General features: G+C 75.3%; 21 protein-coding genes and 1 pseudogene. 8 read left to right on the top strand and 14 right to left on the bottom strand.

Annotation, left to right across the window (positions count from 1 at the left end):
- Positions 1–14: 14 nt before the first annotated feature.
- From ABFY07_RS29795 to ABFY07_RS29780, 4 genes and pseudogenes are all read right to left on the bottom strand, one after another.
- The gene (locus tag ABFY07_RS29795; RefSeq protein ID WP_346177471.1) at positions 15–1,985 is read right to left on the bottom strand and encodes an APC family permease; all 1,971 of its coding nucleotides are present in this window, start codon (positions 1,983–1,985) and stop codon (positions 15–17) included.
- Positions 1,986–2,097: 112 nt separating this feature from the next.
- Positions 2,098–2,487 carry a VOC family protein gene (locus ABFY07_RS29790; protein WP_346177470.1) on the bottom strand — a complete coding sequence of 130 codons (390 nt, stop codon included), beginning with the start codon at positions 2,485–2,487 and terminating at the stop codon, positions 2,098–2,100.
- 108 nt (positions 2,488–2,595) lie between these two features.
- Positions 2,596–3,576: a hydroxyacid dehydrogenase gene (locus ABFY07_RS29785; RefSeq protein WP_428837033.1), complete on the bottom strand. Its 981-nt coding sequence runs from the start codon at positions 3,574–3,576 to the stop codon at positions 2,596–2,598.
- Positions 3,577–3,611: 35 nt separating this feature from the next.
- Positions 3,612–3,854: pseudogene (locus ABFY07_RS29780) on the bottom strand (carbohydrate ABC transporter permease); the annotation flags it as partial.
- Positions 3,855–4,011: 157 nt separating this feature from the next.
- Here ABFY07_RS29780 and ABFY07_RS29775 point away from each other — a divergent pair.
- A complete protein-coding gene (locus tag ABFY07_RS29775; RefSeq protein ID WP_346177468.1) occupies positions 4,012–4,494 on the top strand; it encodes a hypothetical protein in 483 nt (160 codons plus the stop codon).
- 53 nt (positions 4,495–4,547) lie between these two features.
- Here ABFY07_RS29775 and ABFY07_RS29770 read toward each other — a convergent pair whose 3' ends face one another.
- From ABFY07_RS29770 to ABFY07_RS29755, 4 genes are all read right to left on the bottom strand, one after another.
- Entirely contained in the window at positions 4,548–6,569 is a 2,022-nt protein-coding gene (locus tag ABFY07_RS29770; protein WP_346177467.1) for an NAD-binding protein, read from the bottom strand.
- A gap of 13 nt (positions 6,570–6,582) precedes the next feature.
- A complete protein-coding gene (locus ABFY07_RS29765) occupies positions 6,583–6,939 on the bottom strand; it encodes a darcynin family protein (protein ID WP_346177466.1) in 357 nt (118 codons plus the stop codon).
- A gap of 69 nt (positions 6,940–7,008) precedes the next feature.
- Positions 7,009–8,412, bottom strand: a complete 1,404-nt coding sequence (locus ABFY07_RS29760) for an MFS transporter (RefSeq protein ID WP_346177465.1) — start codon at positions 8,410–8,412, stop codon at positions 7,009–7,011.
- 135 nt (positions 8,413–8,547) lie between these two features.
- Complete coding sequence (locus ABFY07_RS29755) at positions 8,548–9,687, bottom strand: XdhC family protein (protein ID WP_346177464.1); 1,140 nt, start codon at positions 9,685–9,687, stop codon at positions 8,548–8,550.
- A 61-nt stretch (positions 9,688–9,748) separates the two neighbouring features.
- Here ABFY07_RS29755 and ABFY07_RS29750 point away from each other — a divergent pair, with 61 nt between their 5' ends.
- From ABFY07_RS29750 to ABFY07_RS29720, 7 genes are all read left to right on the top strand, one after another.
- The gene (locus tag ABFY07_RS29750; protein WP_346177463.1) at positions 9,749–10,300 is read left to right on the top strand and encodes a (2Fe-2S)-binding protein; all 552 of its coding nucleotides are present in this window, start codon (positions 9,749–9,751) and stop codon (positions 10,298–10,300) included.
- The gene (locus ABFY07_RS29745) at positions 10,297–11,298 is read left to right on the top strand and encodes an FAD binding domain-containing protein (RefSeq protein WP_346177462.1); all 1,002 of its coding nucleotides are present in this window, start codon (positions 10,297–10,299) and stop codon (positions 11,296–11,298) included. Before ABFY07_RS29750 ends, ABFY07_RS29745 begins: the two co-directional genes overlap by 4 nt.
- Positions 11,295–13,442, top strand: coding sequence for a xanthine dehydrogenase family protein molybdopterin-binding subunit (locus ABFY07_RS29740; RefSeq protein WP_346177461.1), 2,148 nt, complete (start codon positions 11,295–11,297; stop codon positions 13,440–13,442). Before ABFY07_RS29745 ends, ABFY07_RS29740 begins: the two co-directional genes overlap by 4 nt.
- A 10-nt stretch (positions 13,443–13,452) precedes the next feature.
- Positions 13,453–14,085: a TetR/AcrR family transcriptional regulator gene (locus ABFY07_RS29735; RefSeq protein ID WP_346177460.1), complete on the top strand. Its 633-nt coding sequence runs from the start codon at positions 13,453–13,455 to the stop codon at positions 14,083–14,085.
- Between the two features lie 150 nt (positions 14,086–14,235).
- Positions 14,236–14,883 carry a LysE family translocator gene (locus tag ABFY07_RS29730; RefSeq protein ID WP_065966930.1) on the top strand — a complete coding sequence of 216 codons (648 nt, stop codon included), beginning with the start codon at positions 14,236–14,238 and terminating at the stop codon, positions 14,881–14,883.
- Positions 14,884–15,061: 178 nt separating this feature from the next.
- On the top strand, positions 15,062–15,958 hold the full coding sequence (locus tag ABFY07_RS29725) for an MBL fold metallo-hydrolase (protein WP_346177459.1): 897 nt from the start codon (positions 15,062–15,064) through the stop codon (positions 15,956–15,958).
- A 162-nt stretch (positions 15,959–16,120) separates the two neighbouring features.
- Positions 16,121–17,494, top strand: coding sequence for an FAD-binding oxidoreductase (locus tag ABFY07_RS29720; protein WP_346177458.1), 1,374 nt, complete (start codon positions 16,121–16,123; stop codon positions 17,492–17,494).
- Between the two features lie 78 nt (positions 17,495–17,572).
- On the opposite strand, the gene ABFY07_RS29715 is transcribed toward ABFY07_RS29720, so the two are convergent.
- From ABFY07_RS29715 to ABFY07_RS29690, 6 genes are all read right to left on the bottom strand, one after another.
- A complete protein-coding gene (locus tag ABFY07_RS29715) occupies positions 17,573–18,436 on the bottom strand; it encodes a TauD/TfdA dioxygenase family protein (RefSeq protein ID WP_346177457.1) in 864 nt (287 codons plus the stop codon).
- Positions 18,437–18,482: 46 nt separating this feature from the next.
- Positions 18,483–19,757 (bottom strand): FAD-dependent oxidoreductase, encoded by a 1,275-nt coding sequence (locus ABFY07_RS29710; protein WP_346177456.1) that lies wholly within the window; start codon positions 19,755–19,757, stop codon positions 18,483–18,485.
- A complete protein-coding gene (locus tag ABFY07_RS29705) occupies positions 19,754–21,544 on the bottom strand; it encodes a prenyltransferase/squalene oxidase repeat-containing protein (protein ID WP_346177455.1) in 1,791 nt (596 codons plus the stop codon). The genes ABFY07_RS29710 and ABFY07_RS29705 overlap by 4 nt, the downstream gene beginning before the upstream one ends.
- Positions 21,545–21,791: 247 nt before the next feature.
- Positions 21,792–22,847, bottom strand: coding sequence for a UbiA family prenyltransferase (locus tag ABFY07_RS29700; RefSeq protein ID WP_346177454.1), 1,056 nt, complete (start codon positions 22,845–22,847; stop codon positions 21,792–21,794).
- 6 nt (positions 22,848–22,853) lie between these two features.
- Positions 22,854–23,873, bottom strand: coding sequence for a polyprenyl synthetase family protein (locus ABFY07_RS29695; protein WP_346177453.1), 1,020 nt, complete (start codon positions 23,871–23,873; stop codon positions 22,854–22,856).
- A gap of 94 nt (positions 23,874–23,967) precedes the next feature.
- The gene (locus tag ABFY07_RS29690) at positions 23,968–25,005 is read right to left on the bottom strand and encodes an aminotransferase class I/II-fold pyridoxal phosphate-dependent enzyme (protein ID WP_346177452.1); all 1,038 of its coding nucleotides are present in this window, start codon (positions 25,003–25,005) and stop codon (positions 23,968–23,970) included.
- Positions 25,006–25,071: the final 66 nt, after the last annotated feature.

Here is a 25,071-nt window from a genome sequence, read left to right as displayed (position 1 = left end):
CGCCGAGGAGCGCCTCAGCCGACGTGCACATGCGGGCGCCGGGCCCGGTCCGGCTCGGCCTCGCGCAGCACCTCGCGGGTGACCGGGGCGACCTCCCCGTGCCCGAAGAGGAAGAACCGCAGGAAGTGGGCGATCGGGTTGCCCTCGGTCCACTCGAAGTAGATGTGCGGCCGCTGTCCGGTCAGGTCCCGTACGTGCAGCAGCATCGCGGCGAGCGCGTTGGGGACCGAGGAGCTGACCAGGGTCAGCACCCGGTAGCGGCCGTGCAGCACCTCCCCGCACACCCGCAGCTCGGTCTCGAACTCGGACGGGTCGGAGACGGTCACCTCGACGAAGATGAGGTCCTCCTCGGGCGGGAGGTCGTTGTCGGCCCGGATCTGCTGGAGCTTGTCGCGGTACTCGGCCAGGTCCCGGCGGTCCGGCTCGTTGGCGATGAAGCGGATGGTGCGGTGGGCCATGTCGCGGACGAAGCGCTCGGCCAGGGGGTCGAGCTCCACATGGCTGACCCGCAGTTCGAAGGCGCGGGCCGCCCGGGACATCAGCGAGAGACCGACGATGCCGGCGATGAAGCAGGCGCCGATCTTCACCCCGTCCGGGCGCTCCACGACATTGGCGCCCGTGGTGTAGACGAAGACCGCCGCCATGACGGCGAAGGCGACCGTCCAGTGGCGCTGCCCGGCCCTGTGCGCGGCGATCGTCACGGCGATCGCGGCGGATGAGATGAGCACCAGCACCCCGGTGGCGTAGGCCCCGCCCTGGGCGTCCACATTGGCGCGGAAGATCCAGGTCACCAGGAAGGCGACGAGGGTGAAGACCAGCACCGTCGGCCGCACCGCCCGCGCCCAGTGCGGCGCCATGCCGTAGCGCGGCAGATAGCGGGGCATGAGGTTGAGCAGTCCGGCCATGGCCGAGGCGCCGGCGAACCAGAGGATGACGATGGTGGAGATGTCGTAGACGGTGCCGAAGCCGTTGCCCAGGTACTCGTGGGCCAGGTAGGCGAGGGCGCGGCCGGAGGCCCGGCCGCCCGGCTCGAACTCGTGGTGCGGGATCAGCAGGGTGGTGACGAAGCTGCTGGCGATGAGGAAGACGCACATGATCAGCGCGGCCGTGGTCAGCAGCTTCCTGGCCCCTCGGATCCGTCCGACGGGGCGCTCCTCGGTGTCGCCGGGGTCGCCCTCGATGTGGGGCATGACGGCCACTCCGGTCTCGAAGCCGGACAGGCCGAGCGCCAGCTTGGGGAAGACGATCAGCGCCAGGCCGATCATCACCAGCGGGTTGCCGTGCTCGGCGGTCAGGGCCCGGGTCCAGTCCGAGACCACCGTCGGGTGGGTGAGCACATGTTCCAGAGCCACCACCACGACGACGAGGTTCAGCGTCAGATAGATGCCGACCAGGGCCACCGCCAGCCCGATGGCCTCGGTGAAGCCCTTGAGGAACACGGCGCCGAGCAGGGCGATCAGCACGAGGGTGACGGGGACCTCATGGCCGCGCAGGGCGCCGTCGACGTTCGGGTTCTCCACCAGGTGGGCGGTGGCGTCGGCGGCCGACAGGGTGATGGTGATCAGGAAGTCGGTCGCCGCGAAGCCCAGCAGGGCCAGCACGAACAGCTTGCCCTGCCAGAACGACAGCAGCCGCTCCAGCATCGCGATCGAGCCCATGCCGTGCGGGCTCTCCGCGGCCACCCGCCGGTACACCGGAAGCGCGCAGGTGACGGTGACCAGCACGAGCACCAGCGTGGCGATCGGGGAGAGCACGCCGGCCGCCAGGGCGGCGATGCCCGGCTGGTAGCCCAGGGTGGAGAAGTAGTCCACGCCGGTCAGGCACATGACCTTCCACCAGGGCCGGCCCGGGTGCTCGGGCGGCAACTGGGCGTGCGGGCCCGGCTGCTGCTTGGCCATGTCGGCCAGGCCCTCCAGCATCCAGGCGCGCAGGCGCCGCCGCATCCGTCCCCCGGCGTCGGTGCCCGCACGGGCGGAGCTGGCCATCACGTACTCCCGTCGAACCGCTGGATCGAACCGGCCGCTTCGGCAGACGGCCGGGTCAGCGTACGCAACGGTCGCGTCGGAGCCGGTGATGGCACACCGCCGCCCGGTCGCCTCAGTGGGCGGTGGGGGCGTTCCAGTCGACCAGCTGGACGATCACTCCATTGGGGTCGCGCACCTGGAAGGCGCGCTCGCCCCACTCCTCGTCGGTCAGCGGCATGGTGATCGTGACGCCCTCGGAGCGCAGGCGGGCCAGCTCGCCTTCGAGGTCGTCGACGACGAAGGCCAGGATCAGGCCGGCGGCGTGCTCGTCGCGCTGGTCCGCCGGGAGGGACTCCAGCCCCCGCTGCAGGAAGATGACGTTCAGGCCGGCGTCGTCGCGGGTCAGGGACGCGAAGCCGTCCGCCGCCATCTCCTCGCGGAACCCGAAGTGCTCGATGAGAAAAGCGCTGGAGGCGGGGACGTCGTCGACGTTGAGCGACACCGCACTGGACGTGATCTTCACAGGGGACTCCTATCTCTGTACGTCGTACATTATACATAGTACGGAGAAGGGTACGGAGAGGGCCCGCGCGCGGCGGGCAGCACGGGGCCGCCGTTGACGCACCGGGTGTCAGGCCGAGCGGTCGAGGATCTCCGGGCGTACGGGGTGGGCGAACGGCCGCCCGTGGACGTAGCGGTCGACCTCGCCGATCGCGAGGTCCGCCAGGCGCCGCAGCTCGCCGCCCGTGGACCCGGCGATGTGCGGGGTGAGCAGCACGTGGTCGCAGTCGTACAGCGGGGAGTCGGCGGGCAGCAGTTCCGGCTCGGTGACGTCCAGCACCGCGTACAGCCGCCCGGCCAGCACCTCGTCGGTCAGCGCGCGCTGGTCCACGATCGCGCCGCGGGCGGTGTTGACGAGGGTGCCGCCGGTACGCAGGGCCGCCAGCAGCTCGCGGCTGACCAGGCCGCGGGTCTCGGGCAGCAGCGGGGTGTGCACGCTGACCACGTCGCTGGTGGCGAACAGCTCGTCCAGGGGCACCCGGCGGGCGCCCAGCGCGCGGGCCTCGTCGGCCGTCAGGTACGGGTCGTACAGCAGGATGTCGAGGTCGTGCGGGCGCAGCAGGGCCATGACGCGCCGGCCGATGGCGGAGGCGCTGAGGATGCCCACCGTGCGGCGGTAGTTGCCCGCGTCGGGGTACCGCTCGTTCCAGTCGACGCGGCGGCGCTCGGCGCGGTGGTCGCGGGCGATGTCCAGGGCGCGCTTGTTGGCGAGGAGGATCATGGCGAGGGTGTACTCGGCGACGGGCACGGCGTTGGCCGCGGCGGCCGAGGAGACCGCGATGCCGCGCTCCCAGCAGGCCTCGGTGATGTGGTGGCGTACCGTCCCGGCGGTGTGCACGATGGCGCGCAGCCGGGGGGCGGCGTCCAGCGCCGCGCGGTCCACGGGCGGGCAGCCCCACCCGGTGATCAGCAGTTCGGCGGTGGCGAGCGCGTGGTGGGCGGCCGGGGTGGTGAGGTCGTCGAGGACCAGGCCCCCGTCGAGGTCGGTGAGCCGGGTCAGCCGGGCCAGCGCCCGGTCGTCGAGCACCTGCCGGGCGGTCCGGCGCGCCATCGCGAGGGCGGCGCGCGGGCGGGGACGGGGTTCGGTCACTTGACGCTCCCTGCGGTGGGGCCGGATTTCCAGTAGCGCTGGAGCAGGACGAAGGCCGCGATCAGCGGGACGACGGCGAGCAGCGAGCCGACGGCGAGCAGCGGGTAGTACTCGGGGGAGACGGTGGCGGCGCTGTTCCAGGTGTAGAGGCCGAGGGCGAGCGGATACAGGTGCTGGTCCGAGAGCACCACCATGGGGAGGAAGAAATTGTTCCAGACGGCGGTGGGCTGGAAGAAGGGGGCGGTCGGGCGGCGCGGGCCCGCGATCGCGGGAACGGCCGGGGCAAAGTCAACGGCGTGGTGAACGGGACGGGGCCGGCGCACGTACCCCCGTTCGCGCGCCGGTGCGCGGCGTGCGCCGCCGATCCGACCATGTCCGACACCCGGAGGCCCGATCATGAATGAGCCGGTCACCCCTCCCGTCCAAGCCCTCCCGGGCGGAGAGGCCGAACTCCGCCTCGTGCTCCATCTGTCCTGGGAGGACATCGCCAGGCTGGGCCAGGACGCCAGCCGCCTGGCCTCCCAGTTGCAGCGCCCGGTGAGCCTCGACGAGGCCGTCAGCCACCGGCTGCGGGCCCGGCCGCCGGCCGCGCACGCCAAGCCCGCCGCGGACCGCGGCCAGCCGCTCGCCGCCTCCGCCCCCTCCCCGGCCGCGCCCCTGGCCGCCCGCTCCCCCGGCGAGCAGGCCCGGCAGGCCATCGAGAAGATCAACGGCTCGGCCCAGCCCTACCAGGTCGGCGCCGAGACCACCGGCGCCCCGCCCCCGGGCCCCGCCCCCGAAGCGCTCCCCACCGACGCCCGGGGGATCCTCGAGCGCCCCACCCGCCCGCCGTCCTCCGTCAACGGCACCGGCGACCACGGCCGGCTCGCAGGAGCCTGACGGGGCCCTCCGCCGGACCGGGCGGGCCCGTCCTGACGCCGGTGTCCCGGCGCTCACCCCGGGCCCGGGGAGGCGGGGCGCGGGGCGGGCTCCGCACGGCCGGACACCGGCCCGCGCCCGAGGAGTTCCCCGAGGCCCTGCCGGGTCGCGGCCAGCACCACGCGGTCCTGGGGCCGCAGCACGTACTCCGGCGGCAGGTCCCACACCAGCCCCCGCTGCCGGCCGCTGCCGTCGGCCGGGGGCGCCACGGCCAGATCGCGGAAGCGGCCGTCGGCGTCCGCCGTGTCCAGGGCGACCACCCGCCAGGCGCCCGGCCGGAACGCCTCGGCCACCGTACGGCCCTCCAGCTGCGGATGGCCCGCCACCGGCACCGCCGCGAAGAGCAGCACCCGACGCTCCACCGGTACGGCACCGAGGATCTGACGCCCCATCATCGCGCCCGCGAAGGCCGGGGCCGCCAGGGTGGACACGCTGCGGCTGCGCGTCAGCGCCTGGGGGTGCGCCGCCCGCAGGGTGCGGTAGACGGCGGTGGCGAAGCGGTCGTCGTACAGCCGCATGGCCACCCGCAGGCCGGGATCCAGCGACCGGGCATACAGCGCCGCCTCCAGGTTGGTGGTGTCGGAGCTGGTGACGGCGAGCAGCGCGTGCGCCCGGTCGATCTTGGCGGCCTCCAGCACCCCCTCCTCGGTGACGTCCCCGAGGACCGTGGGCACCCTCAGCCGGCGGGCCAGCGCGATGCCGCGCGCCTGGGGGTCCGCCTCCACGCACACCACGGGGATGTCCAGTTCCCGCAGCCGGGCCAGCACCCGGGTGCCGACCTTGCCGAGCCCGAGCAGGACGACATGGCCGGACAGCCCCCGGGGCGGCCGGCGCAGGGCGGACGCGGTCCGGAAGGTGCCGAGGCCCTCCAGCGTGGCGGCCACCAGGACGGGCAGCAGCATCAGGCCGACGAGTCCGGACAGCAGTTGCAGGATCTGCCGGGCCAGCGGCTGGCCCAGCGCGGGATCGCCGATCGCCAGGATGTCCAGAAGCGTCAGATACGCGGCCCGCAGCGGATGTTCCCCCGTGATCTGCCAGGACGCGATGGCGAGCGCCAGCAGCGCGGCGGCGAACCCCACCACGGTCCGCCGCAGCCGGCGGGAGAACAGCGAGCCGAGTGGCATCCCCCGGCCACCGAGCCGGCCGGCGGTCAGCGCCGGCGCGGTGTGCGCGACGGCCTCCAGCACCACCGTGCGGCGCCCGGTCGCGGCGGCCACGGCCCCGTCGTCGGGCAGCAGCCGCGGCCCCTCGGCCCCGCTGCTGTCCGAACCCTCCAGGCCCGCCGGGTCGTTGGTGGTCGAGGACAGCAGGGCCAGGGTGCACAGCCCCGGGTCGGCGATCCGGTCCCGGCCGGGCGGGGTGTGGATGGCGGCCCGCAGCAGCAGCCCGTCGGCCTGGATCACCTTGCTGGTGCCGGCCACGGCGGTGGCCGCCAGCGCGGGCGCGGCGGTGTCGGCGTCCGACAGCACGGTGGTCGAGGCGTCCGGCTCCGCCGCGCCCCACTCCGGGTCGGCGACCGCCGCGGCCTGGTCCAGCAGTTCCCGCAGGTACTCGCCGAGCCTGCGGTTGTAGAGGCGGATCACCAGCCGCAGCCGGGGGTTGAGGCGGCGGGCGCGCAGGGCGGCGTGGATGTTGGTCTCGTCGTCGTCGTAGACCAGGGCGAGGGCGGCGGCCCGGTCCACCCCGGCCTCGGTGAGCACCTCGTCGTCGGGCTCGGCCGCCTCCAGGACGCGTATGCCCGTCTCGGCCGACGTGGTGGCGGGCCCCGGCGGGGCGAGCGTCGGCCGGCCGACGGCGGCCGTCATCCGCCCGAAGAGCGCGGCGGCCCGCGCCCGTCCGCGCCCCGCCCCCGGCGCGGCGGCCCGCGCCGACCGCGGCTCCCAGGCGGAGGGTGTGGCGGGGATGACGACGGTCACCCGCTCGCCGTAGACGTCCTTGAGCTCGGCGGCGAGGCGGTGGGCGAGCGCGTCGTCGCCGCACACGACCATGTGCGGGCCCGCCGGCTGCGCCGGGGGCTGCTGGGGCAGGGTGGGCATCCTGGCCGGGGTCTCAGCCGCGCTGCCCGGTGCGGCGCTCGTAGTCGGCGAAGCCGTCCTCGACCGTGGGCAGCACCATGTCCACGCGGAAGTAGGGCACGCTCCACAGCGGGCTGTCGCGAAGACCCTCGAACAGGTCGGACCAGGCCGTCGGATCGTCGGTCGTCGCCATCAGGACGTCGGACGGAGCGGCCGCCCACGCCTCGGCGTCGAACCAGCGGACCTGGACGGCGGAGTGCCGCTCGAGCAGCGGTTCCACATGCTCGGCGATGATCTGCTGACGCTCGGGCCGTCCCAGGGCGAGCCACGCCGGCAGGGCCGTCAGGTGGACGAATATGGTGAACCGCGGCTGTGGCCGAATCTCGCTCATGGGTGTCATTGTGGATCAGAACCGGTCGTCCGGGCGCCCCTTCGGTCAAAGCGCCGCGGCCGTGCGGCGTCAGCCGGTGTAGCGGCGGAAGTCGGGGACGGCGGCGGTCAGGGCGAGCATCGTGGCGGCGACCAGCAGGCCGCCCGCCGTGACCGCCGCGCGGGGGCCGAACAGGGAGCCGGCCGTGCCGTGCAGCAGGTCGGCCAGGCGCGGGCCGCCGGCGACCACGACCGTGAAGATTCCCTGCATCCGGCCGCGCATGTCGTCCGTGGCGGCCGCCTGGAGGATGGCGCTGCGGAAGACCATGGAGACCATGTCGGCGACGCCCGCCACGGCCAGGAAGGCGGCCGCCCACCACAGTCCGGCGCTCAGCCCGAAGCCCGTGATGGCCAGCCCCCAGACGACCACGGCGGCGGTGACCATCAGCCCGTGGTGGCGGGCCCGGGAGAAGGTGCCCGACAGCAGCCCGCCGGCCACCGCGCCGATGGGTATCGCCGCGAACAGCAGCCCCAGCGCGAAGCCTTCGCCCCAGGGCGCGTAGGTGCTCGACGCGAGCTGCGGGAACAGCGCGCGGGGCATGCCGAAGACCATCGCGACGATGTCCGCGAGGAAGGACAGCAGCAGCACCCGGTGGGCCACGATGTAGCGGAACCCGTCCGCCACCTCCCGCGCCCCGGCCCGGCGCCGGCCGCTCTCCTTGACGGCGCCGCCGCCGTCCAGCGGGGGCAGCGCGGGCAGCCGCCATACGGCCCACAGGGTGACGCACAGCGCGAGGGCGTCGATCAGGTACAGCGTGGACAGGCCGATCAGGGGGATCAGCGCCCCCGCCAGCAGCGGCCCGAGGACCATCCCGGTCTGCGCGACGGTGGACTGCAGGGCGCTCGCGGCGGGCAGTTCCCCGGCGGGGACGAGCCGGGCTATGGAGGCGCTGCGGGCGGGGAAGTTGATGCCGAACAGGCCCTGCTGGACGGCGAGCAACACCATGAGCAGCGCCACCGAGTGGACCCCCGCGAAGGACTGCGCCCAGAACAGCACCGAGGTGAGGGCGATGCCCACGCCGGTGAACAGCATCAGGGTGCGCCGGTCCACCCGGTCGGCGACCGCGCCGCCCCACAGCGCGAAGACCACGAGCGGCAGCAGGCCGGCGAAGCTCGCGTAGCCGACCCAGGCGGAGGACTGGGTGAGGTCGTAGATCTGCTTGGGCACGGCCACGGCGGTGAGCTGGCTGCCGATCGTCGTGACGGAGGTGGAGGCCCACAGGCGGCGGAACGGCCGGTGCCGCAGGGGCCGTACGTCCATCACCCACCGCCGCCACCCGCTCCCGCCCTGCCCGGCCTGCCCGTCCTTCCCGGCCTTCCCGTCCTTCCCGGCCGGACCGGCGGGCTGGTCGGGTCCGGCGGGACCGGCGGGACCGGCCGGGGCGGCGGGCCCCGCCGGGGCGGCTTGCTCCTCGGTGTTACTCGCGCTCTCCACGGCTGATTCGATTCCTCCTACACCCATCTATGGAAACGGCATCATTGTGGACCCCGTCCCGCCCGCGCCGCGCGGCCGTCTCAAGCACCGGCCGTCTCGGGCACCGGCCGCCGCCGGGTGTGCGCCCCGTCGGGGTCAGCCGCTGTGGATCCTCCCGGTGCGGGAGGTCAGCCGGGTGCCGCTGCCGCCCCAGCGGTCGGCGACGATCTCGGCGGCGATGCTGACCGCGGTCTCCTCGGGGGTGCGGGCGCCGAGGTCGAGGCCGATGGGCGAGGAGAGGCGGGCGAGCAGGTCCTCGCCCAGGCCCCGTTCGCGCAGGCGGCGCAGCCGGTCCTCGTGGGTGCGGCGCGAGCCCATGGCGCCGACGTAGCCGAGCGGGAGGCGCAGCGCGACCTCGAGCAGCGGCACGTCGAACTTGGGGTCGTGGGTGAGGACGCACACCGCGGTCCGCTCGTCCAGCCGGCCCGCCTCCGCCTCGGCCCGCAGATAGCGGTGCGGCCAGTCGGTCACGACCTCGTGGGCTTCGGGGAAGCGGCGCCGGGTGGCGAAGACGGGACGGGCGTCGCAGACGGTGACCCGGTAGCCGAGGAAGCCGCCGAGGCGGGCCAGCGCGGCGGCGAAGTCGACGGCGCCGAAGACCAGCAGCCGGGGCGGCGCGGCGTGGGCGGATACGAACAGGGTGAGCTCCGAGCCGAGGGGCCGGCCGTCGTAGCCGTGGCGCAGGGTGCCGGTGCGCCCGCCGGCCAGCATGCCGCGGGCGGCCTCGGCGGCGGCCTCGTCCAGCCGCTCGGAGCCGAGGGACCCGGTGGTGCCCTCGGGCCGGACCACCAGGCGGCGGCCCAGCCTGCCCTCGGGGTCGGGGCCTTCGACGGCCACGCAGGTCACCTCGGCCACGGGCGCCCCGGCCCGGACGGCCGCGGCCACCTCGCCGAACTCGGGGAAGGTGGAGGGGTCGATACGCTCCACATAGACGTGGATGGTCCCGCCGCAGGTCAGTCCGACCGCGAAGGCGTCGTCGTCGCTGACCCCGTAGCGCTGGAGCACCGGCGTCCCGGCGGCGACGACCTCCTGGGCCAGCTCGTAGACGGCGCCCTCGACGCAGCCGCCGGAGACGCTGCCGACGGCGGAGCCGTCCGGCCCCACCAGCATGCCGGCGCCCGGCGGGAGGGGTGAGGAGTGCCAGGTGTCCACGACCGTGGCGCGGGCGAAGGGCTCGCCCTCCCGCCACCATCGGTACGCCTCCTCGACCACCCGGGGCAACTCTCCCTGAGGCATCTCTCCTTGAGGCATCTCTGAAATTCCCTCAACTGATGTAAGAGATTGATACATTGGATGTATGAGCCTCTCACATTCGTCTCCGAGTAGCGACATCACTTTGCGCATCAACGGCACCGACCACGCGCTGACCGTGGACAACCGGACCACCCTGCTCGATGTGTTGCGCGAGCGGCTGGGGCTGACCGGCACCAAGAAGGGGTGCGACCACGGCCAGTGCGGGGCCTGCACGGTCCTGATGGACGGGGAGCGGGTGAACAGCTGTCTGATGTTCGCGGTGGCGGCCGAGGGACGGGAGATCGTCTCGATCGAGGGGGTGGCCGGCCTGGCCGGGGGCGGGGCGCTGCACCCGGTGCAGCAGGCGTTCCTCGACCACGACGGACTGCAGTGCGGCTACTGCACACCGGGCCAGATCTGTTCCGCCATCGGGGCGCTCGGCGAGGCCCGGCGCGGCTGGCCCAGCCAGGTGACCGAGGACACCGCCGCGGGCGTCGGCGCGCTGGACCGCGAGGAGGTCCGCGAGCGGATGAGCGGCAATCTGTGCCGGTGCGGCGCCTACGGCGGCATCGTCGAGGCGGTCCTGGAGGCGGCGGCGGACGGGGGCGCGCGATGAAGGAGTTCGCGTACGTACGGGCCACCGACGCCGCGGAGGCGGCCGCGCTGGTGGCGGACCGGCCCGACGCGGTGTACCTGGGCGGCGGCACCAATCTGGTGGACCTGATGAAGCTCGGCGTGGCGGGGCCCGGCCTGGTGGTGGACGTCTCGCGCCTCGGCCAGGACCGTATCGAGCACCGCGCCGACGGCTCGGCGCTGATCGGCGCCGCCGTGCGCAACGGCGAGCTGGCCGGGGACACCGGCGTCCGGCAGCGCTTCCCGGTGCTGGCGCAGGCGCTGGTGGCGGGCGCGTCGGGGCAGCTGCGCACGGTGGCCACCGTGGCGGGCAATCTGCTGCAGCGCACCCGCTGCGGCTACTTCCAGGACGTGACCAAGCCGTGCAACAAGCGCGAGCCCGGCTCGGGCTGTCCCGCGATCGAGGGCGCCCACCGCGAGCTGGCGATCCTCGGCACCTCCGACCGGTGTGTGGCGAGCCACCCGTCCGACATGGCGGTGGCGCTGGTCGCGCTGGACGCGGTGGCACGGCTGCGGTCGGCGGACGGCACCACGCGCGCCGTCCCCGTGGAGGAGCTGTACGTCCTGCCCGGCGACACGCCGCAGCGGGAGACCGTGCTGGCACACGGCGATCTGATCACCGAGGTGGAGCTGCCGGCGCCGCCGCCCGGCGCGGCGATGGCCTACCGCAAGGTGCGCGACCGCCGCAGCTACGCCTTCGCGCTGGTCAGCGTCGGCGCGGTGGTGAGCGTGGACGGGGACGGCCGGCTGACGGACGTCCGGATAGCGCTGGGCGGCGTGGCGCCGCGTCCGTGGCGGGCCAGGACGGCCGAGTCCCTGCTGCGCGGGCGGCGTCCGGACGAGGAGACGCTGCGGGAGGCGGCGCGGGCCGAGCTGGCGGCGGCCCGTCCGCTGCCGGACAACGCGTTCAAGGTCGACCTGGCCATTGATCTGATCGTCGCCGCCATCCGCGACCTCGTCGCGAGGAAGGACCGCGCATGACCACCGTCGAGCAGTCCATCGGCGCCCCGCTGACCCGGGTCGACGGCCCCCAGAAGGTCACCGGCGCGGCGCGCTACGCCTACGAGTTCCCGACCCCGGACATCACCTACGTCTGGCCGGTGCAGTCGACCATCGCCCGCGGCCGGGTGACGGAGGTGGACGCCACCGCGGCGCTCGCCCTGCCGGGCGTGCTGACGGTACTCGAGCCCGGCACCGCCCCGCGGCTGAACACGGAGGCCGAGGGGGTGAGCGCCGACCTGTTCGTACTCCAGTCCCGCGAGGTGGCCTACCACGGCCAGATCGTGGCGGCGGTGGTGGCCACCTCCCTGGAATCCGCGCGCGAGGCCGCGGCGTCGGTGCGGGTGGGCTACGCGCCCGAGCCCCACGACGTGGTGCTGCGCGCGGACCACGAGGCGGCGTACGTCCCCGAGAAGGTGACCGACGGCAGCCCCGGGTTCGTGGAGCGCGGCGATGTGGAAGCGGCGCTGGCCGCCGCCGCGGTGCGCACCGACGCCACGTACACCACCCCGGTCGAGCACGTCAGCCCGATGGAGCCGCACGCCACCATCGCCTCCTGGGAGGAGGACCGGCTGACCCTGCACGACTCCAACCAGGGCCCCCACATGGCCGCGCAGCTGATGGCCGCGCTGTTCGGGCTCGACCCGGGGGCGGTGGAGGTGGTCGCCGAACACGTCGGGGGCGGCTTCGGGTCGAAGGGCATTCCGCGCTCGCCCGCCGTCCTGGCGGCGCTGGCCGCCCGGGTGGTGGCGCGGCCGGTGAAGATCGCGCTGACCCGGCAGCAGATGTTCGCGCTGGTCCCCCACCGGGCGCCGACCATCCAGCGGATCCGGCTGGGGGCCGGGCGGGACGGCCGGCTGACCGCGATCGACCACGAGTCGGTGCAACCGCGCTCGAGGATCGTGGAGTTCGCCGACCAGACGGTGTCCTCGACCCGGATGATGTACGCGGCGCCCGCCGTCCGCACCACGGTGAAGGTGGCGCCGCTGGATGTGATGACGCCCGCCTGGTTCCGCGCCCCCGGTCACACCCCGGGCATGTTCGCGCTGGAGTCGGCCGTGGACGAGCTGGCCTGCGAGCTGGGCATCGACCCCGTGGAGTTGCGGGTCCGCAACGAACCGGAGCTGGACCCGGGCACGGGCAAGCCGTTCAGCAGCCGCGGCCTGGTGGCGTGTCTGCGCGAGGGCGCCCGCCGCTTCGGCTGGGAGCGGCGCGACCCGGCGCCGGGGATCCGCCGGGAGGGGCGGTGGCTGGTGGGCACCGGCGTCGCGGCCTCCCACCACCCCGACTACACCATGCCCTCGACGGCCCTGGCGCGCGCCGAGCCGGACGGGACGTTCGTGGTGCGGGTGGGCGCGGTGGACCTCGGCACGGGGGCGCGCACCGCGCTCACTCAGGTGGCGGCGGACGCGCTCGCCGTGCCCCGGGAGCGGGTGCGGCTGGAGATCGGCCGGGCGTCGCACGGCATGGCGGCGTTCGCGGGCGGCTCGATGGGCACGTCCTCCTGGGGCTGGGCCGTCCACAAGGCGTGCCGGGCGCTGCTGGAGGAGGTGAGCGGGCACGCGGGCGTGGTCCCGGACGGGGGCCTGGAGGTGGTGGCCGACACCACCGAGGACCTCCGGGAGCGGGCGGAACTCTCGCGCCACACCTTCGGCGCGCAGTTCGCCCAGGTGCGGGTGGACGGGGACACCGGCGAGATCCGGGTCGACCGGATGCTGGGGGTGTTCGCGGCCGGGCGGATCCTCAACCCCAGGACGGCCCGCTCGCAGTTCCTGGGGGCGATGACGATGGGGCTGTCGATGGCGCTGCTGGAGGTCGGCGAGGTGGACCCGGGGTTCGGCGACTTCGCCAACCACGACTTCGCGGGCTACCACATCGCGGCCAACGCCGACGTCCCGCGGATGGAGGCGCACTGGCTGGACGAGCGCGACGACCGGCTCAACCCGGTCGGTGGCAAGGGCATCGGCGAGCTGGGCATCGTGGGCACGGCGGCGGCGATCGCCAACGCCTTCCACCACGCGACGGGGGTGCGGGTGCGCGATCTGCCGATCCGTATCGAGCGCTCGCGCGCGGCGCTGCTGACCATGCGGGAGAAGGCCGGGGGCCGCGGGCCGGGGATCCGGTAAGGTCAGCCGGATGGCATGCAGCGGGGGCAGGGAGCGCGGCGCCTACCACCACGGCGACCTGGCCGCCGCGCTGGTCCGGGCGACGCTGGAGATCGTGGACGAGGTGGGGGTGCGCGGCTTCTCGGTGGCGGAGGCCGCGCGCCGCACCCGGGTGAGCCCCGGGGCGCCGTACCGCCACTTCGCCGACCGCGACGCGCTGCTGGCGGCGGCCGCCCTGGAGGTCTCGCGCCGGCTGCGGGCCATCCACCTGGAGGCCATGACCACGGCCTCCTCGCCGCATGAGCGCCTCGCCGCGGTCGCCGGCAGCTATGTGCGCGCCGCCGCCGTGCACCGGGGCGGCTTCGACCTGCTCTTCGCCCCCGGGCTGCGCGCCCACCACCTGGAACTGCGCGACAGCACCCGGGAGTTCATCGATCTGCTGCTGCCGAGCGCGTTCGAGGTGGTGCCGCCGGAGCAGGGGGCCAAGGCCGCCGTCGCGCTGCTGGAGGCGCTCTCGGCGGTGGCGCGCGGCTATGTCGCCCTGCTGCTCGACGGGGTGTTCGGCGAGCCGGGGGCGGTGGCGGCGGAGGTCGCCGTCCGCGCCACACGGGCGGCCCGCGCCCTGGTGGACGGGTACGGACTCCCGGATACGGCCGCTTCATGACAACGACACGGTCTTGTACGCCCCCCGCACACCGTGCCCCGGGGCGAGGTGCCCCGGACACCTCGCCCCGGACACCTCGCCCCGTGCGCCTCGCCCCGTAGCCCGCGAAAATTCCTTGGCGGAGCTTGTGGGCGTGGTGATACTCGCGGCATGGATCTCTCCCTGATCGCCGCCTTCGTGGCGGCCGCGTTCCTGCTCAGCGTCGCGCCCGGCCCGGACATGCTCTTCATCGTGGCCAACGCCACGGCCGGAGGCCGCCGCGCCGGGCTGGTCGCCGCCCTCGGCATGTCCACCGGTCTGGCCGTGCACACGCTCGCCGCGGCCCTCGGCCTGAGCGCGCTGTTCCGGGCGGCGCCCGAGGCGCTGGAGGTGGTGCGGCTGGCCGGCGCGGTGTTCCTGCTCTATCTGGCCGTCACCTCCTGGCGGGCGGGCCGCCGGACGCCGGGCGAGCAGGAGGGCCCGGCCCGCGCCACCGTGCCCCGGCGGCCGCTGCGCAAGCTCTATCTGATGGCGACGCTGACCAATGTGGCCAATCCGAAGGTCATCCTCTTCTACCTGGCGTTTCTGCCCCAGTTCCTCACCACGGGCGCATCGGCGTGGCCGGTGTGGGTGCAGCTGCTGGCCCTCGGCGGACTGTTCATCCTGGTCGGCCTGCCGGTGGACGCCACGGTCGGCCTGGCCGCCGGGAGTCTGGCCGACAAGCTCCTCAGCCGGCCCTCGTTCCGCCGCCGGCTGGAGCGGGCCTCGGCCGTGGTCTTCGGCGGGCTCGCCGCCCGGCTGGCTCTCGACAGCCATTAAGGATAAAAGCGAAGAAAGCGCCACAAAAACCCGTCTGTGCCGCGGTTGCTCAGAGACGCCTCCCCGGAAAACAACAAGGTCCGCACCCCCTTCTTTTCTTCGCCGCGGCCGGGATATCCATGAGGGTGAGCGGCCGGGCACCGGCCGTGACCGGCGGACACGGGAGGACCTCGACACCATGGGCGACACGGCACGGCCGGCCGGAGGACAGGGCGGCTGGTATGTGGACGACCGCTGTACGAACTGCGATGTGGCGCGGCAGCTCGCCCCCGGGCTGATCGGCGAGGCCGACGGCCGGTCGCGGGTGTTGCGCCAACCGCGCGACGAGGCGGAGACCAGGCTGCTGGCCGCCGCCGCCTACGCCTGCCACGTCCGGTCGATCCGCCCCGCGACCGGGCGGCTCGACCCGGCGCTCGACCCGTTTCCGCTGGCCCTGGACGACTCGGTGTGGCTGTGCGGACACAACTCGACGCACACCGCCGCCGCCAACTCCTACCTGCTCAGCCGCCCGTCGGGGAACGTCATGGTCGACACCCCGCGCTGGAGCGAGGCGCTGGCCGAGCGGTACGAGGCGCTCGGCCCGGTGACCGAGGTGCTGCTCACCCACCGCGACCACGCGGCGCACGGCCGCCGCTGGGCCGACCGCTTCGGCGCCCGGCTGTGGATCCACGAGGGCGACCTGGCCGCCGCCCCGGACGCGGACCGCGTGCTGCGCGGCACCGAGCCGGTGGAGGTCGCCGACGGCGTGGTCGCCCACCCGCTCCCCGGGCACACCGAGGGCAGCGTGCTCTATCTCGCGGACGAGCGGTACTGCTTCAGCGGCGACAGCCTCTACTGGTCCCGCACCACGGAGGACATCGAGGTCGCGGAGAGCGTGACCTGGTACTCCATCGAGGAGCTGGCCGCCTCCCTGGCCCGCTCGGCACCGCGCCTGCGGTTCGAGTGGCTGCTGCCGGGCCACGGGGACCGCAAGCGGCTGCCCGCCCCGGAGGCGGCCCGCCGCCTGGCGGAACTGACGGACCGTGTGCGGGCGCTGAAGCCTCGGCCGGTCGACTTCACCGCCGTCCGCTGGTGAGTCACCGCCGTCCGCCGGTGAGCGGCGGCCAGGCCCCGCCGGTACGCTGGGCCGGGGCATTCCGGCGCTGGTGCCGGGCACCCGTATCCGCGTCTTGGCAGTCTCCACCGCGGCGGCCCCCGCGCGACGCTCCGCCGTGGCACCGGACGCGAGGAGGGCGGAATGGGCGGACACACACGGCCCCGGGGCATCGAGGGGACCGTCGTCCGGCGGGGCGATCCGGGCTTTGAGAAGCTCCGGGCGGGCATGGTGTGGAACGAGCTCAAACCGGCCAGGTCGCCGGAGGTGATCGTGGTGGCCGCCTCCGAGCGGGACGTCCCCGAAGCGGTGCGGCTGGCCCGCTCCCAGGGCATGCGGATCGCCGTCCGGGCGGGCGGGCACAGCTGGTGCGGCGCGCCGCTGCGCGAGGGCGGGATGCTCATCGACCTGTCGGGGCTGCGCCGGTGCTCGGTCGACCCGGCGTCCCGTACGGCCCGGGTCCAGCCGGGCGTGCCGGGAGGGGAGCTGGCCACCCGGCTGGCCCGCCACCACCTGGCCTACCCGACCGGGCACTGCGGTTCGGTGGCCATGGGCGGCTATCTCCTCGGCGGCGGCCTGGGCTGGAACTCCGGCGCCCTGGGCCCGGCCTGCGCGAGCGTCCGGCGCGCCTGGGCCGTCACCGCGGACGGCGAGGTGGTGGTGTGCGACGCGCGGGAACACCCGGACCTGTTCTGGGCGGCGCGCGGCGCGGGGCCCGGCTTCTTCGCCGTCGTCACGGAATTCGAGCTCGCCCTGCACCCGCTGCCCGCGGCCGTCGCGACGACCACATACGCCTTCCCGCTCGATCAGACCGAGGAGGTGGCGCGGCGGATCGCCGAGGTGTCGGAGGAGCTGCCCGCCGAGGTGGAGGTGAGCCTGACGCTCGGGACGGCCGAGCCGGAGATGTGGTCCACGCCGCCGAGGCCGCGGGTGGTCGTCGTCAAGGCCACGGCGTTCGCCGACTCGCGGCGGGAGGCCGTCCGCCTGACGGAGCCGCTGCGGGACTGTGCCGTCGCGCGGCGCGCGGTGTTCCGCCGCGAGAGCGAGCCGACCTCCACCGACAGCCTGTACGGCGGCTCCTCCGACGCCTGGCCCGCGAGCCACCGCTTCGCGGCGGACACCCTGTGGTCCGACCAGGACCTGGGCACGCTGCTGGCCCCCCTCGCCGACGCCGTCGCCGCCGCGCCCTCGGAGAAGTCCCTCGTCCTCGCGCCGCTGCGGCCCGCGTCCCGGGACGAGGGGCTGCTCGCGGACATGGCGTTCTCGGTGCTGGGCAGGTCCTATGTCGTGCCGTACGCGATCTGGGACGAACCGGCGCGTGACGGGGCCAACGTGCGGTGGCTGCGGGAGGCGATGGGCCGGGTGGAGCCGCTGGGCACCGGGCACTACGTCGCCGAGACCGACCTCACCGCCGCCCCCACCCGCGCCGAGCGCTCGTACACCCCGGCCGACTGGCGGCGGCTGCGCCAGGTGCGGGCGCGCTACGACCCCGACGGCGTCTTCCACTCCTATCCGTAGGCCGGATCACTTCCGCGGGCCGGGGCACTTCCGCGGGCCGGGACACTTCCGCGGGCCGGGACACTTCCGCGGGCCGGGTCACTCATAGCCGTGGCGTGCGGTGACGTGGCGCGGCCAGTAGCGCTCGTCGCCGCGCGGCCGGTACTCCTTCCAGCGCGGGGCGTCCCCGGTGGGCTCGTCCCCCAGCACGGTCACCCGCTGCCCCCGGCGGGGCCCCGTGTAGTCGTTGACGGCCAGGTGCTGCGTGGCGCGGTTGTCCCACAGCGCGACCGCCCCCGGCCGCCAGCGGTAGCGGCAGTTGAACCGCGGCGACTCGGAGTGGTCGAAGAGGTGCTGCAGGATCGCGTCGCTCTCCGGGCGGCTGAGCTGCGGGATGTGCGAGGTCCACATGCGGGTGACGTACAGGGAGCGGCGCCCGGTCTCCGGGTGCACCCGCACCACCGGGTGTTCGGCACGGTGCTCGCCGGTCTGCGGGGTGTTCAGGACGTGGACGGCGGTGAGCCCGTCGAGGAGGTCCCGCAGCGGCTCGGACAGCGTCTCGTAGGCCAGGTACTGGTTGCTCCACATGGTGTCTCCCCCGGCCTCCGGGCAGGTGATCAGGTGGAGGATCGAGGCGACGGGCGGGTTGGGCCGGAAGGTGACGTCGATGTGCCACTCGTCGGCCTTGGCGCCCTGGTCGGCGTCGAGGACCACGATCTCGGGGTGGCCCTCCACCTTCGGCAGGAAGGGGTGCACCTCCACCTCGCCCAGGCGCCGCCCGAGCGCGATGTGCGCCTCGGGGGTCAGATGCGCCTGGTCGGGAAAGAACACCACCAGGTGTTCCAGCAGCAGTTCATGGACGCGCTCGAACAGGTCGTCGGTCAGGTCCGTCAGGTCGACGCCGCGGATCTCCGCGCCGAGCGCCCCGGACACCGGGGTCACGGTCAGCTGGCGGGTGCTCATGGTCACACCGTCCTCCTAGGACGTGCGGGGGGGGGCAGGGGTTGGGTCAGCCGGTGGGCACGCGGTGGGCGCGGGGGTCGGGCACCAGACCGAGCTGCTGAAGCCGGTCCAGCAGGGTCAGCGGGCGCGGGCCGAGCCCGGACATGTTGTGGGTGACGGTGTGCAGCAGCCGGGGGTTGGCGCCGGTGTGGCGGACCGCGCGGCGCCCCAGGACCCGGCCGCGCCAGGACAGGTCGGTGACCATCCGGGCGGCGTTGCCGCTGGTCCGCGCGGCCTGGGCGAGGGTCGGGGCGAGCCGTTCCTCGACGTCGCGCAGCGCGCCGTCCACCGCCGCGGCCGACAGTCCCCCGGCCCGCCCGAGGTGCGCGGCGAGCTGCTCGGCCAGGCAGCCGGCGCTGGTGATGGCGGTGTTCATGCCCTGGGCCGCCATGGGGTGGACGGCGTAGGCGGCCTCGCCGAGCAGCGCGAGCCCCGGCGCGGTCAGCCGGGACGACAGCAGCCGCGCCACGGGCAGCGTCTGGCGGCTGCCGAGGTGCGCGAGCAGGTCCGGGGTCAGCGGCCGGAGCGCCGGCACCGAGGCGAGCGCGCGGGTCGCCCAGTCGGCGAGCTCGCCCGGCCCGGCGCCGCGCAGCTCGTCCGGCTCCACCTGGACGTACAGCCGCAGCCGTCCGCCGGGCAGCGGGTAGAGCAACCGCAGCCCGCGGTCGGTCACATACGCCGAGAAGTCCCGGGGCCGCCCGGCGGCCGCGCCGGCGATGTCGAAGGAGACCAGGCGGTGCGGGTAGTCGACCCGCCTGGCCTCGATGCGCGCCCAGCGGCGCAGCCGGGAGGAGATGCCGTCGGCGCCCACCACGAGCGCCGCGGGCGCCTCGTAGCGCCTGTCGCCCTCCTTCAGGAGCAGCCCGGTGACGCGGCCGGCGGCGTCGCGCAGCGGCTCCTCGGCGAGCACGCCCCGGCGCAGCTCGACCCCCGGGGGCAGGCTCTCGCGCAGCGTGTCGAGGATGACGGTGTGGTCGTGGGCCAGCAGCCACTGGTCCGGGGCGGGCAGCGCGCCGTAGTCCAGCGCCATCAGGGGTACGCCGCCGGGGTCGCGGACGACCAGCCGGCCGAGCCGTACGGCGCCCCGCTCGTCGAGCCGGCGCTCCACGCCCCAGGCGCGCAGCAGCCGCAGCGCCCCCGGCTGGAGCACCTCTCCCTTGGCGACCGGGCGGACCCGCGGCTGTTTGTCCACCACCAGCACGCGCAGTCCGAGACCACCCAGCGCGCGGGCCGCCGCGAGCCCGCCGACACCGGCCCCGCACACCACCACGTCCCAGGTCATGACCCCTCCTGCGCGCGGGCGGCGGTCCGGTAGTGAGCGAGCGCCCGCAGCGCCAGCCCGGTGGCGATGCCCTCGTCGGCGTAGCGGGCGCAGCCGCGGATGTACTCGTGCACCGGGGACGGCGGCCAGCCGCCGTCCGCCCGCTGGGCCTCCAGCAGCCGGTGCGCGGCCGCCGCCGGGGCCGGGTGGTCCGGGGGCAGCCCGGCGGCGAGCAGCCCGCGCAGCGCCCAGGCGGTGTCCTCGACGGTGCCGGGGCCGCCGTCGCCCGCGCCCCAGGAGCCGTCGTCCCGCCGGGTGCGCAGCAGCCAGTCGGTGGCCCGCCGTGCGGCGCGACGGTGGGCGTCGGTGGTGCCCGCCCGGGTGAGCGCCTCCAGGACGGCCGCGGTGCCGGCGGTGCCGCCGCGGTACCACAGCGCCTCGTACGACCCGTCGGGGCGCTGCACGGCGGCCAGCCGGCGCAGCGCCCTGGCCACCCGGGCGTCGCCGGGCGGCGCGCCGGAGTCGAGGAGCGCGCCCACCGCCTTGGCGGTCATCTGGGGGCACGGCCCGAACCCGCCCGGTTTGCTGTCGCGCACGCACAGGCTCCAGGTGCCGGCGGAGTCCTGGGTGGCGGTCAGCCAGGCGATGCCGTCCCGGGCGTGGCCGTCGTCGGCCCCGCCGGGCAGCCGGAACAGGAGGGAGCCGGCCTCGGCCGTCTCCAGGGCCATGGGCCAGCTCCGGGGGCTGGAGAAGCCCCAGAACCCGGGCGGGCAGCCGAACGCGTCGAAGGGCTCCTTCTGCTGGTGGGCGCGGAGCATCGCGCGCGTGGCCGCCAGCCGGGGGTCGGCGGCGTGACCGGCCTCCAGCAGGGCGGCGGTGACGAAGTTGGTCCAGGTGACGTCGAGGGGCATCAGGTCCCAGGAGCCGTCCGGACCGGCGGCCCGGCGCAGCCAGCGCGCCGCCGCCGCGGTCAGGTCGGGCGCCCGGCCGGAGCGGGCCAGGCCCAGGCAGATCAGGGCGGTGAGCCACGGGTCGGTGCTGAACCCGCCGGTCGCGCCCTCGCGTTCGTACGCCCCGCGCACCACGGCCAGCGCCCGGGGCCGGGCCAGTCGGTCCAGGGCGCGGCCGACCGGGCCGCGGCGGCGGTGCTCCGCCTGGGCGAGCGCCTGGGCGGCGAAGATCGGCAGCCGCAGGCTGAGCAGCCGGCGGCTGAGGCCTGGCAGCAGCAGGAGCTCCAGGGGAAGCCGGCGCGGCGCGCCCTGGTACGGCAGCCCGGCCAGCGCGTGCAGCTGACGGCACAGGGCGGCCATCGCCGGCTCGGGGAGCCCCTCGGCCCCGCCGAGCGCGGCGAGCCGCTCCAGGGCGGCCGGTACGGCGGCGGCGCGGTCGGGGGCGGGTCGGCCGGGGGCGGTTCGGACGGGGGCGGGTCGGCCGGGGGCGGGTCGGCCGGGGGTGGTGCCCGTCGGGTGGGCGCCGGTGTGGTCGGGGCCGGTGGGGCCGGCGGCGGTCAGCTGGAGCGCGGCGGCGGCGACGGCGGTGGCCAGCGGCTCGGTGGGCACGCCGGGCATCGCCCAGCCGCCGTCGTCCCGCTGGTTCCGGCACAGCCAGGCGACGCCGCGCCCGATGGCCTCGGCCGAGCCCCGCGGATCGGCGAAGTGCAGGGCGATGACCGCGCCCGCGGTGTTCAGCGGGGAGGTGCGGCGCGCGCCGAAGACGAAGGCGCCGTCGGCGCGTTGGCGAGCGAACAGCGCCTCGGCACCGGTGGCGACCGCCGCGTCGAGCCGGTCGGTCAGGGCGGAAGCGGGCATGGGCACCCTTCTGGTCGTGGTGACTTCTCGCGATGAGCCGCCCCATCGGGCGGGCGGGCGACCCGGGCGGCCGGCGGACGACCGGACGACGAGCGGGGCGACCGGCCCGGCGGCAGACGACCGGACGACGAGCGGGGCGACCGGCCCGGCGGCAGACGACCGGACGACGAGCGGGGCGACCGGCGCACCGGCGGGCGGCCGGCCCGGCCGCGCGGGGCCCGGCCGGCGGGGAGGGAGGGCCCGGGGGTCATGGGCCGGGGTCCGGAACGGGCGCGGGGCGGTGCGGTGGTGGGGGGAACTCGTACGCCGCCCGCATCCGGGCCTGGGTCACCACGCTGACCGCGAGGCAGGGCACCAGCACCGCCAGGGCCGGTGCCGCGCCGGCGCCCGTGGCGAGCACCGCGGCGGCCAGGACCAGCCGTTCGGCGACGAGGACCTGGTGCGCCCGCAGCGCCCGTGGCGCGGTGATCCGGCCCGGTGACCGCAGCAGCGGGGCGAAGGCGCACCCGCCGCACCCGGCGGCGGCCGCCAGCAGCACGGCGGCGCCCGCGGGCCCGTCGGGGGGCGAGGCGGACGAGGGGGTGACCGCGAGGGCCACGGCGGCCGTCGCGAGGGCGGCCAGGTAGAGGCCGGCCGCGGTGTGCGCCGCGCGCCTGACGCCCCGGCGCACCGACAGGGTCGCGTAGCCGCCGTCGCGGTCGCCGTCGACGTCCCTGACCGTGCCGACCAGGTTGGACGCCGTGTCATGGGACCAGAAGGCGAGGGCGAACGGCAGCGCGTGCCACGGGGGCCAGGCCTGGACGGCCATCGCCCCGAACAGCAGGGCCAGCGCCGTCAGCGCGCCGCGCATGACGTTGCCCGACAGCCCGCGCCCCTTCAGCACCCGGCTGTAGGCCACGATGCCCGCCGCCGCGGCGGCGGCCACGGCGACCGAGCGCCAGTTCGCCCACAGGGCCAGCCCGGTCATGGCGGCGGCGCAGACGAGGCCGGCCGCCACGGCCGCCCGGGGGTTCAGTCTTCCGGAGGGGATGGGGCGCTGGGGCTTGCTGATGGCGTCGAGCCGGCGGTCGAACCAGTCGCCGAGGTAGTGGCCGGCGATCCAGCCCAGGGTGGGCGCGGCCCAGGCCACGGCGAGCCACCGGGCGGGCGGGTCGCCGCCGGCGAGCGCGGCCCCGGCGAGCCCGACGAGACCGGGGTACCACAGGGTGTAGGGCCGCCAGGTCTGCAGATGGGCCAGAAGGCGGGTCGGGAGGGAGGTGCGGGTGCGGAGGTGGGTGCGGCGTGTCGAGCGCGGCGCGGCCACCGCCGGTCACCGGTTCCGGTCGACCGACAGGTCGGCGACCGCGGCGAGCACCGCGGCGCCACGCGCGGCGGGCAGCTCCGCGAGGCACTCCTTGGCGCGGGCCGCGTGGGCGGCGGCCTGTTCGCGCGCGGCGTCGAGCGCGCCGGTGGTCTCCAGCAGCCCGTGCACCAGCGGCAGGGCCTCGGCCGGGGGCAGGGTGCCGCCGAGCGCCGCCTCCAGCTCCCGGCGGCCGGCGGCCGGGGCCATGGCGTACCCGAGCAGCAGGGGGAAGGTGGGCCGGCCGGCGGCGAGGTCGCTGAGGGCGGACTTGCCGGTGCTCCGGGGGTCGCTGGTGTACGGCAGCAGGTCGTCGTGCATCTGGAAGGCGAGACCGAGGTGTTCGGCGTAGCCGGTGATCGCCCGCTGCTGGGCCGGGGAACCGCCGCCCAGGATCGCCCCGCCCAGGCAGGCCGCCCGGAACAGGGCCCCGGTCTTCAGCGCGGTCATGGTCAGATACCGGTCGAGCCCGCAGCCCGGGTCGCCGCGGAGCTCGCCTTCCAGGGCCTGCCCGCGGCACAGGTCCACGCCCGCCCGGGCGAAGACGCGGACCGCGGCGAGCGCGCGGTGCGGCGGCAGTCCTTCGACGGCGTCGGTGAGCGCGGCGAACATCCCCAGCATGAGGGCGTCCCCGGCGACGATGGCGTCGGTGACGCCGTAGCGGGCCGCCACCGAGGGCCTGCCCCGGCGCACGTCGTCGCCGTCGATGACGTCGTCGTGGATGAGCGATCCGACGTGCAGGTACTCCACGCTCAACGCGGCCCGCACGAGTTCGGGCCCGCCGCCGCCCACCGCCTGGGCGGATTCGACGAGCAGCAGCGGGCGCAGCAGCTTCCCGGCCGGGATGAGCGCGTAGCGGGAGATCTCCTGGAGGCGTTCGGCCCCGGGGGGCCAGCTCCGGTCGAGTTCACGCAGCAGCAGCTCGATCGTCGAGCCGGCCTCGGTCAGGGGGGTCACCAGGTCGGTCATTGCCGAATCGGGCAGGGTCATGGGGCCGCCTTTCCCGCGTGTGCCGTTGGGCCTTGGGTGCCGAAGAGCCAGGTGTACGGACGAGCCATGTGCGGATGGCCGGGGCGCCGGTGGGTCACTTCGACTCCCGGTATTTCGCGGCGAGTTGCCGGAACGCCTCGTTGGCCTCGGGCTCCGCCACGGTCACCCGCACCCCCTCTCCCGGCTTGCCGCAGACGACCACCGCGTGGTCCGCGCAGAACTGGGTAAAGCGCTCGACCCCGGACTCCATCGGCAGCCACAGGAAGTTGCCCTGGCTCACCGGCACCTCCCAGCCCTGGTCGAGCAGCGCGCGGCGCAGCCGGTCGCGCTCACGGGCGGTGTCCGCGCACCCCTGGAGCACCTTCTCGTGGGCGCCGAGGGCGGCGATGGCGGCCTGCTGGGCGACATGGCTCACCCGGAAGAACGGCAGTTGGGCGCGGATCGGGGCGAGCACTGGGTCGTGCCCCACCAGGTATCCCACGCGCAGGCTGAGCAGCCCGTAGGACTTGGAGAAGGTGCGCACCACACAGACGCGTTCGTCGCCGCGGTACAGGTCGATGCCGTCGGCGATGGCGCCGGGGTCGGCGAAGTCGCGGTACGCCTCGTCGACGACGACCGTGACATGGCCGGGCAGCTCGTCGAGGAACGCCCGGACCCGCTCGTGGCGCAGCGCGGTGCCGGTGGGGTTGTTGGGGTTGCACAGCAGGACCATGCGGGTCCGGTCGGTGACGGCCGCCGCCATGGCCCGCAGGTCGTGGTGGCAGTCGGTGAGCGGGACCCGGACCGTGGTGGATCCGGCGTTGGCCGCCATCATCGGGTAGGCCTCCCAGGAGGACCACGCGTGGACGGTGTGGGTGTCCGAGCCGGTGCGGGTGGTGAAGAGCTGCTGGAGCAGCGCGCCGGAGCCGGGCCCGACGAGGATGTGCTCCGGCTCCACCCCGAGGTGTTCGGCGAGGGCGCGGGTCAAGGCGGTGCCGAGGGCGTCATGGGTGCGGTGGGCCTCCCGCCCGGCGCGGGCCACCGCCTCCAGCACTTCGGGGAGCGGCGGGTGAACGGTCTCGTTCAGCGCCATCTGGTGGAACGGCCGATCCTCGGCGACCACGGGGCGCATCCGGTTCCAGCCATCGTGCATCGGGCACCATCCATCCATTCCGGCGGGGGATTCGGGCGCGGGGCTCGGGCGGGCAGTCAAGTGACC

It is taken from the genome of Streptomyces sparsogenes subsp. cuspidosporus (assembly GCF_039532705.1).
Lineage (GTDB): Bacteria > Actinomycetota > Actinomycetes > Streptomycetales > Streptomycetaceae > Streptomyces > Streptomyces sparsogenes.
This window is presented reverse-complemented; position numbering and strand designations above follow the sequence as displayed.

Excerpts from the sequence above, each read along its gene's own strand:
- ABFY07_RS29795 (WP_346177471.1), bottom strand. The coding sequence starts at position 1,985 with ATGGCCAGCTCCGCCCGTGCGGGCACCGACGCCGGGGGACGGATGCGG.
- ABFY07_RS29785 (WP_428837033.1), bottom strand. The coding sequence starts at position 3,576 with ATGGCGCGCCGGACCGCCCGGCAGGTGCTCGACGACCGGGCGCTGGCC.
- ABFY07_RS29775 (WP_346177468.1), top strand. The coding sequence starts at position 4,012 with ATGAATGAGCCGGTCACCCCTCCCGTCCAAGCCCTCCCGGGCGGAGAG.
- ABFY07_RS29770 (WP_346177467.1), bottom strand. The coding sequence starts at position 6,569 with ATGCCCACCCTGCCCCAGCAGCCCCCGGCGCAGCCGGCGGGCCCGCAC.
- ABFY07_RS29765 (WP_346177466.1), bottom strand. The coding sequence starts at position 6,939 with ATGAGCGAGATTCGGCCACAGCCGCGGTTCACCATATTCGTCCACCTG.
- ABFY07_RS29755 (WP_346177464.1), bottom strand. The coding sequence starts at position 9,687 with ATGCCTCAGGGAGAGTTGCCCCGGGTGGTCGAGGAGGCGTACCGATGG.
- ABFY07_RS29750 (WP_346177463.1), top strand. The coding sequence starts at position 9,749 with ATGAGCCTCTCACATTCGTCTCCGAGTAGCGACATCACTTTGCGCATC.
- ABFY07_RS29745 (WP_346177462.1), top strand. The coding sequence starts at position 10,297 with ATGAAGGAGTTCGCGTACGTACGGGCCACCGACGCCGCGGAGGCGGCC.
- ABFY07_RS29740 (WP_346177461.1), top strand. The coding sequence starts at position 11,295 with ATGACCACCGTCGAGCAGTCCATCGGCGCCCCGCTGACCCGGGTCGAC.
- ABFY07_RS29735 (WP_346177460.1), top strand. The coding sequence starts at position 13,453 with ATGGCATGCAGCGGGGGCAGGGAGCGCGGCGCCTACCACCACGGCGAC.
- ABFY07_RS29730 (WP_065966930.1), top strand. The coding sequence starts at position 14,236 with ATGGATCTCTCCCTGATCGCCGCCTTCGTGGCGGCCGCGTTCCTGCTC.
- ABFY07_RS29725 (WP_346177459.1), top strand. The coding sequence starts at position 15,062 with ATGGGCGACACGGCACGGCCGGCCGGAGGACAGGGCGGCTGGTATGTG.
- ABFY07_RS29720 (WP_346177458.1), top strand. The coding sequence starts at position 16,121 with ATGGGCGGACACACACGGCCCCGGGGCATCGAGGGGACCGTCGTCCGG.
- ABFY07_RS29715 (WP_346177457.1), bottom strand. The coding sequence starts at position 18,436 with ATGAGCACCCGCCAGCTGACCGTGACCCCGGTGTCCGGGGCGCTCGGC.
- ABFY07_RS29710 (WP_346177456.1), bottom strand. The coding sequence starts at position 19,757 with ATGACCTGGGACGTGGTGGTGTGCGGGGCCGGTGTCGGCGGGCTCGCG.
- ABFY07_RS29705 (WP_346177455.1), bottom strand. The coding sequence starts at position 21,544 with ATGCCCGCTTCCGCCCTGACCGACCGGCTCGACGCGGCGGTCGCCACC.
- ABFY07_RS29695 (WP_346177453.1), bottom strand. The coding sequence starts at position 23,873 with ATGACCCTGCCCGATTCGGCAATGACCGACCTGGTGACCCCCCTGACC.
- ABFY07_RS29690 (WP_346177452.1), bottom strand. The coding sequence starts at position 25,005 with ATGCACGATGGCTGGAACCGGATGCGCCCCGTGGTCGCCGAGGATCGG.